The organism is Mycobacterium sp. PO1 (assembly GCF_017312405.1).
In the GTDB taxonomy this organism is placed as follows: Bacteria; Actinomycetota; Actinomycetes; order Mycobacteriales; family Mycobacteriaceae; genus Mycobacterium.
In genome coordinates, this window is record NZ_BLTG01000115.1 from 1 (window position 1) to 15,812 (window position 15,812).

Annotated in this window: 17 protein-coding genes; 7 read left to right on the forward strand and 10 right to left on the reverse strand. The window is 68.4% G+C overall.

The window, feature by feature from the left end; genetic code table 11:
* Positions 1-101: 101 nt before the first annotated feature.
* The 4 genes from J3476_RS26300 to J3476_RS26315 all read right to left on the reverse strand — a co-directional run bounded on the left by J3476_RS26300 (position 102) and on the right by J3476_RS26315 (position 5,022).
* Positions 102-2,369, reverse strand: a complete 2,268-nt coding sequence (locus J3476_RS26300) for a molybdopterin-dependent oxidoreductase (RefSeq protein ID WP_207069227.1) — start codon at positions 2,367-2,369, stop codon at positions 102-104.
* Positions 2,366-2,965, reverse strand: a complete 600-nt coding sequence (locus tag J3476_RS26305; protein ID WP_207069228.1) for a TetR/AcrR family transcriptional regulator — start codon at positions 2,963-2,965, stop codon at positions 2,366-2,368. Before J3476_RS26305 ends, J3476_RS26300 begins: the two co-directional genes overlap by 4 nt.
* A 119-nt stretch (positions 2,966-3,084) precedes the next feature.
* Complete coding sequence (locus J3476_RS26310; protein ID WP_207069229.1) at positions 3,085-4,215, reverse strand: nitronate monooxygenase; 1,131 nt, start codon at positions 4,213-4,215, stop codon at positions 3,085-3,087.
* 42 nt (positions 4,216-4,257) lie between these two features.
* On the reverse strand, positions 4,258-5,022 hold the full coding sequence (locus J3476_RS26315) for an HAD family phosphatase (RefSeq protein WP_152517397.1): 765 nt from the start codon (positions 5,020-5,022) through the stop codon (positions 4,258-4,260).
* Positions 5,023-5,239: 217 nt separating this feature from the next.
* On the opposite strand from J3476_RS26315, the gene J3476_RS26320 reads away from it, so the two are divergent.
* A complete protein-coding gene (locus J3476_RS26320) occupies positions 5,240-5,635 on the forward strand; it encodes an STAS domain-containing protein (RefSeq protein WP_207069230.1) in 396 nt (131 codons plus the stop codon).
* Positions 5,636-5,680: 45 nt separating this feature from the next.
* A complete protein-coding gene (locus J3476_RS26325; RefSeq protein WP_207069231.1) occupies positions 5,681-6,127 on the forward strand; it encodes an ATP-binding protein in 447 nt (148 codons plus the stop codon).
* A gap of 2 nt (positions 6,128-6,129) precedes the next feature.
* On the opposite strand, the gene J3476_RS26330 is transcribed toward J3476_RS26325, so the two are convergent.
* Positions 6,130-7,206 (reverse strand): diacylglycerol kinase, encoded by a 1,077-nt coding sequence (locus J3476_RS26330; protein ID WP_207069232.1) that lies wholly within the window; start codon positions 7,204-7,206, stop codon positions 6,130-6,132.
* 79 nt (positions 7,207-7,285) lie between these two features.
* Between J3476_RS26330 and J3476_RS26335 the strand changes: the two genes are divergently transcribed.
* Genes J3476_RS26335 through J3476_RS26345 form a run of 3 tightly spaced genes read left to right on the forward strand, consistent with a single transcriptional unit; the run spans position 7,286 to position 9,634 of the window.
* Positions 7,286-8,032 (forward strand): glucose 1-dehydrogenase, encoded by a 747-nt coding sequence (locus J3476_RS26335; RefSeq protein WP_207069233.1) that lies wholly within the window; start codon positions 7,286-7,288, stop codon positions 8,030-8,032.
* Between the two features lie 45 nt (positions 8,033-8,077).
* Entirely contained in the window at positions 8,078-9,370 is a 1,293-nt protein-coding gene (locus J3476_RS26340) for a competence/damage-inducible protein A (RefSeq protein ID WP_207069234.1), read from the forward strand.
* A gap of 39 nt (positions 9,371-9,409) precedes the next feature.
* Positions 9,410-9,634, forward strand: coding sequence for a hypothetical protein (locus tag J3476_RS26345; RefSeq protein ID WP_152517403.1), 225 nt, complete (start codon positions 9,410-9,412; stop codon positions 9,632-9,634).
* A gap of 7 nt (positions 9,635-9,641) precedes the next feature.
* Here J3476_RS26345 and J3476_RS26350 read toward each other — a convergent pair whose 3' ends face one another.
* The 3 genes from J3476_RS26350 to J3476_RS26360 form a co-directional block, all read right to left on the reverse strand.
* A complete protein-coding gene (locus tag J3476_RS26350) occupies positions 9,642-10,571 on the reverse strand; it encodes an alpha/beta fold hydrolase (RefSeq protein ID WP_207069235.1) in 930 nt (309 codons plus the stop codon).
* Positions 10,572-10,599: 28 nt separating this feature from the next.
* Positions 10,600-12,087, reverse strand: a complete 1,488-nt coding sequence (locus J3476_RS26355; protein ID WP_207069236.1) for an amidase — start codon at positions 12,085-12,087, stop codon at positions 10,600-10,602.
* Between the two features lie 110 nt (positions 12,088-12,197).
* A complete protein-coding gene (locus tag J3476_RS26360) occupies positions 12,198-12,992 on the reverse strand; it encodes a helix-turn-helix domain-containing protein (RefSeq protein WP_207069237.1) in 795 nt (264 codons plus the stop codon).
* Positions 12,993-13,075: 83 nt separating this feature from the next.
* On the opposite strand from J3476_RS26360, the gene J3476_RS26365 reads away from it, so the two are divergent.
* Positions 13,076-13,768, forward strand: a complete 693-nt coding sequence (locus tag J3476_RS26365) for an O-methyltransferase (protein WP_207069238.1) — start codon at positions 13,076-13,078, stop codon at positions 13,766-13,768.
* 85 nt (positions 13,769-13,853) lie between these two features.
* On the opposite strand, the gene J3476_RS26370 is transcribed toward J3476_RS26365, so the two are convergent.
* Positions 13,854-14,096, reverse strand: coding sequence for a hypothetical protein (locus J3476_RS26370; RefSeq protein WP_207069239.1), 243 nt, complete (start codon positions 14,094-14,096; stop codon positions 13,854-13,856).
* Positions 14,097-14,241: 145 nt separating this feature from the next.
* On the opposite strand from J3476_RS26370, the gene J3476_RS26375 reads away from it, so the two are divergent.
* Entirely contained in the window at positions 14,242-14,748 is a 507-nt protein-coding gene (locus tag J3476_RS26375; RefSeq protein ID WP_207069240.1) for a hypothetical protein, read from the forward strand.
* Positions 14,749-14,795: 47 nt separating this feature from the next.
* Here the strand turns inward: J3476_RS26375 and yaaA are convergent, their stop codons facing one another.
* Positions 14,796-15,542, reverse strand: a complete 747-nt coding sequence (gene yaaA, locus J3476_RS26380) for a peroxide stress protein YaaA (protein WP_207069241.1) — start codon at positions 15,540-15,542, stop codon at positions 14,796-14,798.
* Positions 15,543-15,812 lie beyond the last annotated feature (270 nt).

Below are 15,812 nucleotides of genomic sequence, written 5' to 3' on the forward strand. Positions count from 1 at the left end.
TGCCCCGGCACAGGCCCCCCCGCCGGCCCCGGTCGTTCCCCAGCCAGTCGTTCCCTAGCCAGTCGTTACCGACCCCGGCCGTTACCGACCCCGGTCGTTTTCTAGCCCCGGCTTCCGCCCGGTGCCGCGAGGGCCCGTGCCGGCTCGATCCGCGCAGGCACGTGCTTGTGCCATGGAGTCCCCGCGTAGGCGTCGCGCCACCCCACCGACGTCAGCGCATTGGGCGCCACACCGGGGGCTCGAGCAGATCCGTCATCGTCGACGAAGTCGACGCCGTAGCCGTTGGGCAGCGAGGCATGTCCGGGTTGCATCGCGGCGCTGATCTCCACGGTCGCCTCCGCCCGGCCGGTCGCCGTGGTGATCAGCGCGCGGCTGCCGTCCGCCAGCCCGAGTTCGCGTGCGTCCTCTTCACTGATGCGCAATGCGCCGTCCGTGTCGCGGGTGCGCCAGGCCGGGTCTCGGATGATGTCGTTGGCGGTGAAGGCCCGCCGCTCACCGGCCGACAAGACGATCGGGAACTCAGAACTCGTCAAGCCGATCGGTGCAGCGGCCAGCGCTCGCGTGTCGGCGAGCAACGCGGGGATCTCCAGCGCTATTTTCCGGTCTTCATGAGAGATGAGCGCGAAATCGTCCTCGTAATCGTGGACGGTGAACGTCACCCCTGAGCGGCCCGCCAGGATGGCGTCGAACAGCGCGTTACCGTCGGCATGCCCGGCGCGCCGGACCGCCTCAGGATAGGTCATGGCAGCCTTCTGCGCCAGCCCCCACAGCGCGGCCGCACCCGAAAGTCCTTCCGGCAGAGCCGGTCCCAGTGTTTCGTAGAGCACAAAGGGCAGCACCTTACCGAGACCCGGGTTTTCGCCGACCGCGGTGAGAAATGCTGCGGTGAAGTCCGCACGGCTTCGCTGGGCTGCTGCACGCAGCGGCGCCAACTCCGCGTCACCGACGACACCCGAAGCACGCATCAGCCGGGCCCAGATCTCCGGTTCGGGCAAAGTCCCCGGCAAGGGCTCCATCAGGCGGTGCCGAAGGTGGAAGGTGTTGTGCGGGAATTCCAGATTGAAGAACGTCGCCTCGGCCTTCTCGAACTGCGAGGCCGCAGGCAGCACGTAGTGGGCCAGTCGAGCAGTCTCGGTCATGGCCACATCGATGACAACGAGCAACTCCAGCTCGCCCAGAGCGCGACGCATCATGCCGGAGTCGGCCACGGAGTGCGCCGGATTGCTGCTCTCGACGATCATGGCGCGGAACCGGTCGGGGTGGTCGGTCAGGATCTCCTCGGCGATGACGTTGCTGGGCAACAACCCGCCTATGACGGGCGCTCCGGTCACCGGGGTTCGACCCACCCCGCCGGCACGGAACAGAGGTGCGAACGACGAGTGCAGATGCTGCCCGCCGCGTTTGGCGAAGTTGCCGGTCAGGATCCACAGCATCTTGTTCAGGTAGGAGCACAGCGTGCTGTTGGGCGCTTGCTGCACGCCGAGGTCTTCGAAGACCGCGACGCTGGTGGCGGTCGCAATGCGCCGCGCAGCGGCGCGCACCAGGTCCGCCGACACGCCGCTACGCTGCGCGTAATCGTCGACCGGCACCTCGGCGAGCACTGCGCGTACCGCGTCGACGCCGGTGACATGTTCGGTGAGAAACGTTTCGTCGCAGAGGTTCTCCTGTACCAGAACCCCGGCCAACGCGGCCAGACACCATGCGTCGGTCCCGGGCCGCACCCGGAGATGGAAGTCGGCCATCTTCGCGGTCTCGGTGACGACCGGATCGATCACGACCATGGACCTGGTCGGATCCTTGGCGATGTCGTTGAGCACCACCCGGGCGCGCGGGAAGCTCTGGGACATCCACGGGTTCTTACCGACGAACACCGACACCTCGGCATGTTCGAATTCGCCACGTGTGTGGTTGCCGTACAGTTGCGCATCGACCCAGTGCTCGCCGGTCTTCTCCTGCGCCAACGCGTTCGAGCGGTAGTGCGACCCGAGCGCCTTGAGGAACGCGCCGCTGTAGGCACCGCCCAGATGGTTGCCCTGCCCACCGCCGCCGTAGTACAGAATCGTGTTGCCGCCGTGGGTGTCGGCGATTCCGCGGAATCCCGAGGCGATCTCGGCGATCGCGGTGTCCCAGTCGATCTCGGTGTAGGTGCCGTCCGCCTCCCGACGCATGGGGGAGGCCAGTCTGTTGCGGTTGTTCTGGTAGTGATCCAGTCGCAACGCCTTGTTACAGGTGTAGCCGCGCGAAGCCGGATGGCTCTTGTCTCCCCGGATCCGAGCCAGAGACCGGTCGTCGACGTCGACGACGATGCCGCAGTTACATTCACAGAGGATGCAGGCGGTGGGTTGCCAGGCGCGGTCGTGGTCGGTCATCGCGATTCTCGATTCGTTCGGGCGGACGGCGTTTCGGCGACGATCAGCGAGCGCAGCTGGGCATGCACGGCCTCGACCGGCTCGAGGTCTCGGGCTGCCCGGGCGATCACCAGAGCTCCCTCGAAGGAGGAGAGCACCAGCACTGCCAGTTCGCGGGCCCGCACGGCGGAGACGCCGTCGGCGGTGAGCAGTTCGCCGATGACCTGGCGCCACCGTGCGAACACGGCGGCGGCACGTTCACGCACCGCGGCGGATTGTTCGGGCTTGTCCGGATCGCCGGCCTCCACGGCGACCGCGACCACCGGGCAGCCGGCACGGAAGTCGCTGCGCTGCAGCTGGTCTCGGTAATACTCGAACAAGTCGTCGAGCGCGTCCAGACCGGAAGAGGCGCGGCCCAGGTGTGCAGCCATGAATTCACCGGCGTAGTCGACAGCTTCGCAGAGCAGCTGGGTGCGTCCGCCCGGGAAGTAGTGGTAGGCCGACCCGCGCGGGGCGCCGCTGTGCGCGAGCACGTCGGCGATGGCGGTCGGGTGGGCGCCACGCTCGCGGATCAACAGCGCCGCCGAGACGACCATCCGCTCCCGAGCACTCGCCATGCGTCCGATCCTCTCGCCGATCCTATGTATGTAACCCTACATAATCGCGGGCCGAAAAAATACGATTCCGGTGTCGCCGACCGCGTCGAACGATCAGCGACACCGGAATCGGATCGAAATCAGACGCTGGCGGCCTCGTTGAGCTGCTCCAGCCTGCCGGTGGCCTCCAAGTATTCCTGCACCCAACGCTCGATCACGGTGGCCGTCTTCTCCACCTTGGTGAACTGACCCACCACCTGCCCGACCGGGTTGAACGCCACGTCGACCGACTCGTCGGGGTATTTGTGCGTCGCGGCGACGGCCATCCCGGACACCATGTACTGCAGCGGCATCCCCAGCGGCTTCGGGTTGTCCGGGCTCTCCCAAGCCTCGGTCCAGTCGTTACGCAGCATGCGAGCCGGCTTGCCGGTGAACGAGCGGCTGCGCACGGTGTCCTTGCTCGTGGCCTTGGCGTAGGCGGCGTGCTGGACAGGACTGTTCTCCGACTCCTCGACCATGACCCATTGCGAGCCGGTCCACGCGCCCTGCGTACCCAGTGCCAGCGCGGCTGCGATCTGCTGGCCGCTGCCGATCCCGCCGGCGGCCAGGACGGGCACCGGCGCCACTTCCTTGACGACCTGGGGCCACAGCACGATCGAACCGATCTCTCCGCAGTGTCCTCCGGCCTCGCCGCCCTGGGCGATGATGATGTCGACTCCGGCGTCGGCATGCTTGCGGGCCTGGGAGGGCGATCCGCACAGCGCCGCGACGACACGGCCCTCGTCGTGGATGTGCTTGATCATCTCCGCCGGGGGAGTGCCCAGCGCATTGGCGATCATGGTGCACTTCGGGTGCTGCAGCGCGACCTCGACCTGAGGGGTCGCAGTCGCCTCGGTCCAGCCGAGCAGCTGCAGTGCGTCCTCGCCGCTCTGCTCGACGGGCACACCGTGGTCGGACAGGATCTTCTTGGCGAAGTCGAGGTGCTCCTGGGGGACCATGTCCTGCAGGGTCTTGGTCAACTCGTCGGCGGACATGTCCGAACCCATGCCCTCGTACTTGTTGGGGATGACGATGTCCACGCCGTAGGGATGGTCACCGATGTGCTCGTCGATCCAGTTCAACTCGATCTCGAGCTGCTCGGGCGTGTAGCCCACCGCGCCCAGCACGCCGAAGCCGCCGGCCTTGCTCACTGCGACCACCACATCACGACAATGGGTGAACGCGAAGATGGGGAACTCGATACCGAGCTGGTCGCACAGGGGAGTGTGCATCGTCTGCTCCTAGTGGGGCGATCGCCGGAATTAGAACGTGTTCTACTTTAGTACACCACGCCTGCTGCCCAGAAGACCCCGACCCGGAGCGCTGACGCGAAGCACCGGCCACCCCTGCTCCGCCGCCATCACCGCCAGACCGCGTCGCGGGTTGACCGGCCGGGGGAAACCGACGACCGCCATCAGCGCCTTGTCCTCCTCGCCGTCGGCGTAGAAGTAGCTGTTCGACAGCTGCAGGTCGTTGGCGGCACAGAACTTCTCCACCGCAGCGGCTTTCTGTCTGCCCCAGATCACCGGCTTGGCGATCCGCCCGGTCAGCCGCCCGTCGTCATCGAGTTCGAAGTGGTTGCACAACACGTGGTCGATCTCCAGATACCGGGCGACCGGCTCGGCGTGGATGGTCAGCGCCGACGAACTGAGCACCACGGTGTGTCCTCGACGTTGATGAGCCAGCACGATGTCGTGCATGGCGGGGAACACCCTGGTGCGGACGCGCTCGGTGAACAGCCGCTGGCCGATCACGTCGAGCTCGGTGAGGGACTCGCCACGCAGATAGCCCGCGGCGCGTACCAGCAGGTTCTCGAAATGCACGCGCCCGAAGCGGTAACGCATCGCCGCCTCGACGACGCCGAGCACCTCGCCGATTCGGGCCTGGCGGCGGCGGATGCGATCCCCGGCGTGCGCGGTGGCGGTGAATCCGTCGACGAGCGTGCCGTCGAGGTCGAAGAACGCGCCGACGTGGGGGCCGGACGGGCTGGATGCGATCTGCGCGACCGGATCGAGGGGATCCGCGGCCTCGGTCGACATCGGTCCTCCTGTGTTCGCACCCGGTGTTGACTCGCCATGCTACGGGCGCGTGGGACAGACCTGGTTTAATCTGTGGCCGGTCGCAAAGGACCGTTGTGGTCAATTAGGTAGTTTGGTCTTGCCGGGTTCAGGAAGCAGCCTGCGCGAGCGCACACGGAGTCCGCCTCGACGTGCTCTCGCCGTAAGCGAAGAGCGGCCTGAAATGGGAAGGTGAATTTTGGACGAGCAAGCAGCCGAGGACACCACTGGGGCTGAGGGAGCAGCAGCTGCCTCCAACTGTGTCGTCACCGAGCGTTGGGTCGATCGAGTGGCCGTCGTATCGGTGTCCGGTGTTGTCGACATGCTCACCTCACCCCAGCTGGAAACCGCCATCGACACCGCGCTGGATCAGCGGCCCGCGGGCGTGGTGGTGGACTTCACCGACGTCGAGTTCCTGGCGTCGGCCGGAATGGGCGTGTTGGTGGCCGCACATGACAAGGCCGGTTCCGATGTGACCCTGAGGGTCGTCGCCGACGGCCCTGCGACCAGTCGCCCGCTGAAGTTGGTGGGAATCGCCGACATAGTCAGCCTGCATCCGAATCTGGACGAGGCGCTCGCCGCGTACCACACGTAGGAAGGTCGCATAGGAACGTGCTCTGCGGGGTAGCCACCGACTGCCATGATCGATTCCATGCCGCCGGCTGAGGTCGCGAACTCCGATCGCTTCGAACGTCTGGGCCTCGACGCCGACGCGACGGCCGTCGCGCACGTGCGTGAAGAGTTCGCGCTTTGGCTCAAGCGCTTCTTCGTGGTGGACGCGGTGCGATTCAGCGATCTGGTGCTCGCCATCAACGAGGCACTGGCCAATGCCGCCGAATTCGCCTATGTGTTGGCCGAGCGTCCTGGGACGATCGACATGCGGGCCATCTACCACTCGGACGTTCAGAAGCTGGTCGTCGAGATCAGCGACCGCGGCACCTGGCGGCCGCGACAGGTCGATCCGGTGCCGCGCACCCGGGGCCGCGGCATTCCGTTGATGGAAACCCTGTCCGACGAGTCCGACATCGACACCTCCGATGACGGCACCCGGGTGCGCCTGGCGTGGAATGGCATCGGCCGCGCCTGACCTCAGTTCCGCCGGTAGGTGCCTCGTCCGGTGACCAGCGGCAGATCCAGCGTCGTGCGGATACCCGGAGGCGCCGCCACCACGTCGGGGATCGCGTTCACAATTCGTCCCGCCGCCGCCAGGATCGCCGCGTAGTTGTGGTCTCCGTTGCGGCTGCTCGGGCAGATGTCCATGACGTACGACGGTTCTCCGGTGATCTCGACACGGTACGACCCGCCCTCCTGAGCGGGCTGGGCCCAGTCGGGGCGCAGGTCGGGACGCAGACGCGTGACGTGTTCGACGACGATCACCGGATCACCGTCGACCAGCCCCTCGATCTGGAAGCGCACCGCGGCCACCGTGCCCGCCGCGATTGTCCCGACGGCGACTTCGATGTCCTCGGGGGCGGGCTCCTGCTCGACTGAGTCGCGAATCTCGGTGAGCTCCACGCCGAGACCGGCGGCCAGCTCGCGCATCGCGGTGCCCCACGCCAAACTCAGGACGCCCGGCTGGTAGAGCATCGGCAGATCACCGAGCTCGTTGCCGAAGCCCATGACGTCGAACATGACGGTGGCGCCGTCGTAGGTGGCGTAGTCGGCGATCTCCATCGTGCGGATCTGTTTGACGCTCTGACATGTTCCGGCCAGCGCAAGTGGCAGCAGGTCGGTCACGAAGCCGGGGTCCACGCCGGTGATGAAGACGCTGGCCGCACCTTGGCGGGCGGCGGCTTCGGTGCGCTCGATGGACCGCTCGGGCATCACGCCCCAGGGATACTGCAGCGCGCCGGGCGCGGATCCGACGACGTTGATCCCCGCCTCCAGCAGGTGGCGCACGTCGGCCATCGCCTCTTTCGGGCGCACGTCGCCCATCGCGCAGTACACCGCGCAGTCCGGCCCGGCCGCGACCACCGCGTCGAGATCGTCGGTCGCCCGCACCCCTGTCGTGACGTCGAGTCGGGCGAGTTCGCCGGCATCCTTGCCGACCTTGGCCGGGGTGGACACCCAGACGTCGGTCAGCTCGAAGCGGTCGTCCTCGATGAGCTGGCGCAGCGCCAAGCTGCCGCAGTTTCCGGTACCGATGAGCGCCACGCGGATAGCCATGGCCAGCAGTATGCGTGCTCGCCGCGCGAATTGGAACATGTTCTAGTCGACGTCGCGCGTTCGGGTAAGTTAGGCGCCCATGGGACGTGTGGACGGAAAAGTGGCACTGATCAGTGGCGGCGCGCAGGGGATGGGCGCCGCCGATGCCTGGGCGCTCGTTGCCGAAGGGGGCAAGGTCGTAATCGGCGACATCCTCGACGACAAGGGCAAGGCGCTGGCGGACGAGATCAACGCCGCGCATCCCGATTCCGCCCGGTATGTCCACCTCGACGTCACCCAGGCCGACGAGTGGGAGGCCGCGGTCGCGACCGCGGTGAACGACTTCGGTCGGCTCAACGTCCTGGTCAACAACGCGGGGACCGTCGCACTGGGCATGATCGGACAGTTCGACATGGTCAAGTGGCAGAAGGTGATCGACGTCAACCTCACCGGAACCTTCCTGGGCATGCAGGCCTCGGTGGAGGCGATGAAGACGGCCGGCGGCGGTTCGATCATCAACATCTCGTCCATCGAAGGGCTGCGCGGCGCGGTCATGGTGCATCCGTATGTGGCCTCCAAGTGGGCGGTGCGCGGACTGACCAAGTCGGCCGCACTCGAGCTAGGGCAGTTCAACATCCGCGTCAACTCGGTGCACCCCGGCTTCATCCGCACGCCGATGACCAAGCATTTCCCCGACAACATGCTGCGCATCCCGCTCGGCCGTCCCGGCCAACCCGACGAGGTGGCGACCTTCGTGGTGTTCCTGGCCAGCGACGAGTCGCGCTACTCCACCGGCGCCGAGTTCGTGATGGACGGCGGACTGACCAACGACGTGCCACACAAGTAGCACTGGGCGCCGAGCCCCGCTCGGCGGTGCGTAGGGTCCAGATCTGTGAGTGCACGGGCGGGCATCGTGGTGACGGGGACCGAGGTCCTCACCGGGCGGGTACAGGATCGCAACGGCCCCTGGCTCGCCGATCGGCTGCTGGAGCTGGGCGTGGATCTGGCCCACATCACGCTGTGCGGCGACCGACCGGGCGACATCGACGCGCAGCTGCGCTTTCTGGCCGGCCAGGGCCTGGACCTGATCATCACCAGTGGCGGTTTGGGCCCGACGGCCGACGACATGACGGTCGAGTGTGTCGCCCGATTCTGTGGGCGGGAGCTGGTGTTGGACACCGCGCTGGAAGCGCGGATCAACGACATCGTGACAGGTCTGATGGCCCGCTTTCCCGGCGTGGACGCCGCGGCGGTCCGCGACGCCAACCGCAAGCAGGCTCTGGTACCGGCCGGGGCGACGGTGCTCGACCCCGTGGGCACCGCCCCTGGCGTCGTGGTGCCGGGCACCCCGCAGGTCAGTCCCACGATCGTCGTACTGCCCGGGCCGCCACGGGAACTGCAGCCCATGTGGTCGGCGGCCGTGGCGACCGACGCCGTGCAGGCCGCGATCGCAGGACGCACCGAGTTCCGTCAGGAGACGGTGCGGATGTTCGGCTTGCCCGAGTCCGGGTTGGCCGACACGCTGCGCGACGCCGAGCGTGACGTCAGCGGGTTCGACCGCTTGGAGATCACCACCTGCCTGCGGCGCGGGGAACTGGAGATCGTCACCCGATTCGAACCGCAGGACGCCGCCGCGTACTCCGATCTGCTGGAGGTGCTGCGCGACCGCCACGGCCGTGAGATCTACTCCGAGGACGGCTCCTTGGTCGACGAGCAGGTGGCCGGGCTCTTGACGGGGCGACGGCTGGCCGTCGCCGAGTCGTGCACCGCAGGGTTGCTGACGGCGCGGCTGACCGACCGACCGGGCTCGTCGGCGTACGTGGCCGGAGGCGTGGCGGCGTATTCGAACGGGGCCAAGAGCGAACTGCTGGGTGTCGAACCCGGTCTGATCGAGCGGTTCGGCGCGGTGTCCGAGCCGGTCGCCGAGGCGATGGCCAACGGCGCATTGCAGCGCTTCGGCGCAGACACGGCGGTGGCGATCACCGGGATCGCCGGTCCCGGCGGCGGCACCGAGGACAAGCCCGTCGGCACGGTCTGCTTCACCGTGGCGCTCGCCGACGACGGTTCATCGGCGAGGATGCTGACCAGAACCAGCGTGCTGCCCGGCGGTCGCAGCGACGTCCGGGAACGCTCGACGACCGTCGCGATGCACATGCTGCGCCGAGCGCTGCTCGGCGAGGGATAGGGTGGCACGGACCCAGACCACAGACTTGGAGAATCACTGATGGTTGACACCGACGAGCGGCAGGCCGTCACGGCGCTCGCCGAGCAGACCGGCTGGCATCACCGGAGCACCGACCGCAGCGACTACTTCGACAAGGGCGTCGTGCGCATCCATGTTCTCTGGCGGGGCGATTCCGCGATCACCGGCGGCACGCTCTACCACGACGACATCATGCAGACCTACAGCAGCCACCTGCCGACCGTGCAGGGCTGGCTGAAGCGCTGAGCCGAGCTCAGCCCTTGTTCCGGTCCTTCTGATAGTCGTCCCACAGTTCGCTCATCGTCGCCATGATGGCCTCGGCCTCGCCGAGGCCGCCGAGATGGCTCTCGCCGGGCAGTGGGTAGAGCTCCGCGTCGGGCAGCATCGCGACGACGTGCTCGCCGTGCGCGTAAGGCACGATGTGGTCGCGGTCGCCGTGCCACCACCGCACCGGAACCTTGACCTCGTCGAGGCGGAAACCCCAGTCCCGGGCGAAGACCACCACGTCGGCGAACGGAGCCGCGAGTTGCTTGCGGCTTCCGTTGAGCAGATCGTCGAGGAACATCGCCTTGAACTCGGGGCGCTCGAGTAGCCTGCGGTCGCCTTCCGGCGAGATGGCCGCGTAAAGATACAGCACAGGCTCGGCCACCGGTTTTATCAGTCGGATCAGCCCGGTGGCGACTCGGCTCAGCGGTGTTCCGACCCTTTCGAGCATCGGTGCCACCGGGAGACCGACGTTGCCCATGACGCCGCCGCCGATCGCATCGTTGCCTCGGGTCGGGGCCACCCCGCCGAGCACTCCGACGGCGATGATCCGGTCGGGCATGGCCGCCGCGCAGCCCAGGGTGTACGGGCCGCCACCGGAAAGTCCGATGACCGCCATCTTGTCGATGCCCAGGGTGTCGGCGATGGTGCGCAGGTCGTCGGCGAAGTCGATGACGCGGTGGTACTCGTGCGGCGTCGACGCGCCGATGCCGGGGCGGTCGACGCCGACCAGTCGGATCTGGTTGGCCTCGGCGTAGAGGCGTGCCTCCACCGGGATCTGGCGGCGCGCGCCGGGGGTGCCGTGTAGCCAGAACATCGCACGGCCCTGCGGATCGCCAAACTCAGCGAATCCGATCTGGCGGTCGGAGCCGACGGCGATCTTGCCTTCCAGCTTGGGTCGGGCGATCTCGATAGCCATGCGCGACAGTCTCGCACGCGGCATTCAGCTACTTGTGCGGTCCGCCGAAACTCGGTCGGCCGATCCATTCGGGAGGTCGACGGCCGGCCCACGGGAGGGCCACCTCGAGCTGGGCGGCGAGCTTGAGCAGGATCTCTTCGTCCGGCGCCATCAGCTGGACACCGATCGGGAGCCCGTCGGGCGTTTCTCCGACCGGTAGCGAGATCGCCGCCCATCCGGTGACGTTGGCCAGCGAGGTCCAGCCGGTCGTGGCGAATTCGACGTCGAAGAACGCCCGCGTGGTGGCACGCGGCTGGTCCAGTAGCCGGTAGGGCGGGGGCGGCGTGAGCAAGGTGGGCACCAGCAGCGCATCGAATCCGTCCAACTGGGCAGCGAACCGGCGGGTCTGGGCGTGCACCGCGGCGATGGCACCGGCATAGCGTGCCCCGCTCATCGTCAGCCCCATGCGAATCATCACCCAGGTGCTCGGCTCGAAGTCGTCTTCGCGGGGTTTCCGCCCCAGATGCTCGGCGGCCAGGTCGTAGAGCGCGACGTTGGAGACCGTGTGCAGCACGGCGATCGCGTCAGCGACAGCGTCGGCGTCGATGCGGGGCGTTCCGGCCTCGACGGTATGCCCGAGTTGCTCCAGCACCGACGCGGTCCGCTCGACGGAGGCCACGACCGCGGGGTCGGTGGCGGGCCCCGGAAAGGGGGATGCGGTGGCCATCAGGATGCGCCGGGGTCGAGGCGGAACCTCGACGGCCTGCAGGTACGGCTGAGCGGGCGGTGGTGCGGAGTAGGGGTCGCCGACGGCCGTTCCCGCGACCGCGTCGAGAAGTGCGGCGCAGTCACGCACCGTGCGGGTCAGCGCGTGTTCGTTGACCAGGCCCTCCAGCCCGTGCCCGGCGCCGGGGGCGAACGATGTCCGGCCACGGCGTGGTTTGAGCCCGACCAGCCCGCAGCAGGATGCCGGCACTCGGATCGAGCCGGTTCCGTCACCACCCGAGGCGGCCGCCACGATGCCGGCGGCCACAGCCGCCGCCGACCCGCCGCTGGAGCCGCCGGGGGTGATGTCCGGCGACCACGGATTGACCGTCGGTCCGAACAGCGAGGGTTCGGTGGTGCAGTGGTTGCCCCATTCCGGGGTGTTCGTCTTACCGAAGATCACCAGGCCGGCGTCCAGATACCGTTCCACGATCCACGCCGTCTCGGCGGCCACGTGAGTGCGCAGGGCGCGCGACCCCATCGCTTCCGGAGCGCCCGCCAGCGATGCACCGAGGTCTTTGAGCAGGAAGGGCACTCCGGCCAGCGGCCCGGCCGCTCCGGTGCGCAGCACCCCGGAGGCATCGAGGTCCGCTGCCTGCTGCTGCCCGCGGGCGAACAGGTCGGTGATGACCGCGTTGAGGTGTCTGCCCGCGTCCAGGCGCAGAAGCGCGGCTTCCAGCAATTCGGCCGCGGTGACCTCGCCCGCGGCGGCCAGGGCCCCCTGCCCGACGGCGTCGACATCGCCGAGTTCCACCGCGTCGGCGAAGTCCATGGTTCGAATGATCCTGCGCGAAGCAATGATCGGCAACTTCGCCCTCCGTCGGCAGCTACCGAGCTCCCCGACGCCGTGTCTCGTTTCTCCAGGTGCGAGACACCGCGGCTTCACTCGTGTGCGGTTTGTGATGCGCGGAGGCCGGCTTGGTAGCGACCCGGCGTCTGCCCGGTGAGCGAGGTGAACGCCTCGATGAAGCTGGTGGGGTTCGACCATCCGCAGGCGATCGAGGTATCGGTCACCGATCGGCCGCCGGCGAGGTGAACGAGTGCCCGGTGGATGCGGAGCATCGTGCGCCACTTGAGGAAGCTCATCCCGAGTTCGCGGTGGAAGAGTCGCGTGAGCGTGCGTTCACCCGCGCCCACGGCGTGCCCGAACTCCGCCAGAGTCGTCATCTGAGCCGGGTCCTCGTGCAGCAGCTCGGTCACTGCCCGCAGACGGTCGTCGCGTGGTTCAGGCAGGTGCAGAGACTGCGCTGGCGTCTCGACGAGTTCATCGACGAGCACCGCCCGCAACCGGGCGTACACCTCGGGTCGTGTCTCGCGCCGTTCCGTCAAGGCCAAGAGGGCCTCACGCAACAGCGGCCCGACCGCGCACACGCTGGGGTGACGGGGGAGCCGCGCGCACAGTTCGGCGGGAAGGACCACGATGCGCACGTCGGTATCGCCATGGCAGCGGTGGGCGTGTTGGAAGCCAGGCGGCGTCCACGTCACCCGATTGGCCGGCGCGATCCACGTTCCGTGCGCGGTCGTGGTCGCCAGTGCGCCGCTGGCGCAATACACCAGCTGACCTTCGGCGTGCCGGTGCGCGCCGATACGAGAACCGTGCCGGGCCCGACCGGTGATGTGCGGGGCTCCGGCCGGATAGGTCGGCACCGAATCGACCGGCTGGCGGGTTTGGGGCATGCGAAGTCACGTTACCGGTGGTTGACCAGCATTTGTTAGGTCACCCTTACCGAGTAAGCACCACTCGCTACCAAGGAGCGCTCATGGAGACCCTCAGTTCACCCCAGATTGCTGACGTGCTGGCCCGACTGTTCGCCGAGGCTCGGGTGGCCGACGGCCCGCTGTACGCCGAATGGTCCCAGGCGTTACAGGTCGACGGAGAGGAAATGGCACGGTTGATGGCCCGGGAGGCGCAGGATTACCGGGCTGTCTATCGGGATTTCGCCGGGAACTTCCTGAACGTGTCGGCCGAGTTCGGCCAGTTCCTCTACATCTGCGCCCGGGCACGCCGCGCGCGGCACATTGTCGAGTTCGGCACCTCCTTCGGCGTCTCGACCATCCACCTCGCGGCAGCATTGCGCGACGGCGGAGGGGGCCGGATGGTGAGTACAGAACTCGAGCCCGCCAAAGCCGAACGTGCACAGCAGAATCTGAACGACGCGGGACTCGCTGACGTGGTCGACATTCGCGTCGGTGACGCGTTGGAGACGCTGCAGGACGGCATCGACGACGGTATCGACCTCGTGCTGCTCGACGGAGCCTGGAGCCTTTACCTCCCGGTGCTGCGGATCCTCGAATCACGGCTGGCGCCAGGAGCGTTGGTGATCGCCGAGAATGCCGTCGACGAGTCGGGCGACTATCTCACCTATGTGCGCAACCCCGCCAGCGGATACCGCTCGCTGCCGCTGCCGTTCGAGCCCGGTCGCGGCAACGAGATGTCCGTCTACGTCGCCTGACTCGGTCCGTCCGGACAGACCTACCCGGCCGGCGGGAGAACCGGTTGCACACCCGTCGATACCGTCCCCGTGCGGTACGGGGGACTCACGCCTGGTCCTCCGGGGATCGACGGGCGGCCGCGACCGCCCTGCCGCCGCGGAGCGTGGACTCGGTGAGTGCCAATGCCGCGAGAATGTCACCTGCGGTGATGAACAGACCCCACCAGTACATCCAGCGCAGGTCGGGCTCGGGTTGTGCGGCGAAATAGATGACGAGGAAGATCGGACCGACGAGCCCGAACACGAACGTCATCAGCTGGATCCGAAGGTAGACCCGCAACGTGGCCATCGGCGCACAGTTTCTCCCGGCGGCGGACCGGGCGTCAACGGCACAGCGGTGGGATACCGCCGCGGCACCCGGCGCGAACGCTTAGCCTTGGAGGACGCGGCGGCGGCACCGGCCCGGCGCGGAGCAGAGGAGGAGTCGAGCACACATGCGTCGAATCATGCGCACCGCGCTCGCCGCGGCGATGCTGGCGGCGGCGGCCGGCCCGGTGGCAGCCACCGGCGGCGTCCTCACTTCCACTGCGACCGCCTCCGAAGGCGCCACGTTCGTTCCGATGAGTCAGGCGTTGCGGCGCTGCGACCACAGTGAGATGCAGTACGTCGGCGCCACCGGTTACGGCCGTGCGTCGGCCACGATCGGACGGCAGGGCGGTGAGGTGGTCGCGGACCTGGCGTTCGCCACCGGCCGGCCGAACACCCCCTACGAGGTCAAGCTGATCCAGATGCCCCGGTCGTCGGCCGCCCCCTGCCCGGCCGGCGCGGTCGGGGTGTCCGGCACGACGCTGTTCACCGACGGCGCCGGCGCCGCCACCGCGGTCCTGCGGGGGCCGGCGATGGACGGCGCGACCGGTGCGTGGGTGTCGCTGACCCGCCCGAGCGCGTTCTCCCAGCTCCCTGAGGAGTTCTACACCTCGGACTTCGTCGCGCCGCTGTGACGGGGGCGGGCAGCATCAGCCCGCCACGATGACACCGCCGGGCAGCATCAGCCCGCCACGATGACGGTGAGGTGCTCGCCGCGCCGTTCCACCCGCATGTCCGCACGCCGCGCCACCGCCGCCACGCCCGCGGCATCGACCGGTTCGGATCTGGTGCTCGCGAGTGCCCGGGCCAGCCGCCCCTTGTGCGCCTTGTTGAAGTGGCTGACGACGGTGCGTGTGCCGTCGGCGCGTTCGGCAAGGACGTCGACGGTGACGGCGCCCGCGACCTTACCCAGTGCGGCATAGGAGCCCGACCGAAGGTCTACCAGCAGGTCGCGGTCCGCGAGATCGGCGAGCACCGGGTCCAGCGCTGGCCGCCAACGCGCGGCGAGGGTGGACTGCCCGGGCAACCGCGAACCAGCCGACAGCCGGTAGGCCGGGATGGGATCTCCGGCCCGCAGCAGCCCGAACAGCGCCGATCCGACGGCCAACCGGGAGTACGCCCGCTCGGCCGCCGCGCCGCGCAGCGACGCCACGTCGAGGGCGTCGTAGAGCACGCCGGTGTAGCGGTGGATGGCGGGCAGCGTCGGCGCAGTGCGCAGCGCGGCGTTGCGGTCGATCTCGGCGTCCTGCGCTGCGGACAGTCCGAGCGCCGCGCGACTGGCACCGCGGTCTCCGGCGAGCTCGACCAGGCGATCGATCAGATCGCTTCGTACCGGGTTCAGGGCGGGGCAGCTCAGCCCGTCCAGCTCCAGGGCCGGCCCTTCGCCGCCAGGGTGCTTGGTCTCCGACGGCGGCAGCAACACGATCACGCCGCAGACGCTAGCGCGCCGCTCAACCGGCGGGCGGCGGAGGGGGAACCGGTGCGCCCGGAGGAGGCGGGGCAACCGGTGCGCCCGGCGGTTGAGCGGCGCGCTAGCGTCTGCGGCGTGATCGTGTTGCTGCCGCCGTCGGAGACCAAGCACCCTGGCGGCGAAGGGCCGGCCCTGGAGCTGGACGGGCCGAGCTGCCCCGCCCTGAACCCGGGACGAAGCGATCTGATCGATCGCCTGGGCGAGCCCGCCGGAGACCGCCGTGCCAGT

What these genes read in the sequence shown, in the direction of transcription:
- J3476_RS26335 (WP_207069233.1), top strand. Translation starts at nt 7,286, where the DNA reads ATGGGACGTGTGGACGGAAAAGTGGCACTGATCAGTGGCGGCGCGCAG.
- J3476_RS26375 (WP_207069240.1), top strand. Translation starts at nt 14,242, where the DNA reads ATGCGTCGAATCATGCGCACCGCGCTCGCCGCGGCGATGCTGGCGGCG.
- J3476_RS26300 (WP_207069227.1), bottom strand. Translation starts at nt 2,369, where the DNA reads ATGACCGACCACGACCGCGCCTGGCAACCCACCGCCTGCATCCTCTGT.
- J3476_RS26365 (WP_207069238.1), top strand. Translation starts at nt 13,076, where the DNA reads ATGGAGACCCTCAGTTCACCCCAGATTGCTGACGTGCTGGCCCGACTG.
- J3476_RS26315 (WP_152517397.1), bottom strand. Translation starts at nt 5,022, where the DNA reads ATGTCGACCGAGGCCGCGGATCCCCTCGATCCGGTCGCGCAGATCGCA.
- J3476_RS26360 (WP_207069237.1), bottom strand. Translation starts at nt 12,992, where the DNA reads ATGCCCCAAACCCGCCAGCCGGTCGATTCGGTGCCGACCTATCCGGCC.
- J3476_RS26345 (WP_152517403.1), top strand. Translation starts at nt 9,410, where the DNA reads ATGGTTGACACCGACGAGCGGCAGGCCGTCACGGCGCTCGCCGAGCAG.
- J3476_RS26330 (WP_207069232.1), bottom strand. Translation starts at nt 7,206, where the DNA reads ATGGCTATCCGCGTGGCGCTCATCGGTACCGGAAACTGCGGCAGCTTG.
- J3476_RS26355 (WP_207069236.1), bottom strand. Translation starts at nt 12,087, where the DNA reads ATGGACTTCGCCGACGCGGTGGAACTCGGCGATGTCGACGCCGTCGGG.
- J3476_RS26350 (WP_207069235.1), bottom strand. Translation starts at nt 10,571, where the DNA reads ATGGCTATCGAGATCGCCCGACCCAAGCTGGAAGGCAAGATCGCCGTC.
- J3476_RS26370 (WP_207069239.1), bottom strand. Translation starts at nt 14,096, where the DNA reads ATGGCCACGTTGCGGGTCTACCTTCGGATCCAGCTGATGACGTTCGTG.
- J3476_RS26310 (WP_207069229.1), bottom strand. Translation starts at nt 4,215, where the DNA reads ATGCACACTCCCCTGTGCGACCAGCTCGGTATCGAGTTCCCCATCTTC.
- J3476_RS26305 (WP_207069228.1), bottom strand. Translation starts at nt 2,965, where the DNA reads ATGGCGAGTGCTCGGGAGCGGATGGTCGTCTCGGCGGCGCTGTTGATC.
- J3476_RS26325 (WP_207069231.1), top strand. Translation starts at nt 5,681, where the DNA reads ATGATCGATTCCATGCCGCCGGCTGAGGTCGCGAACTCCGATCGCTTC.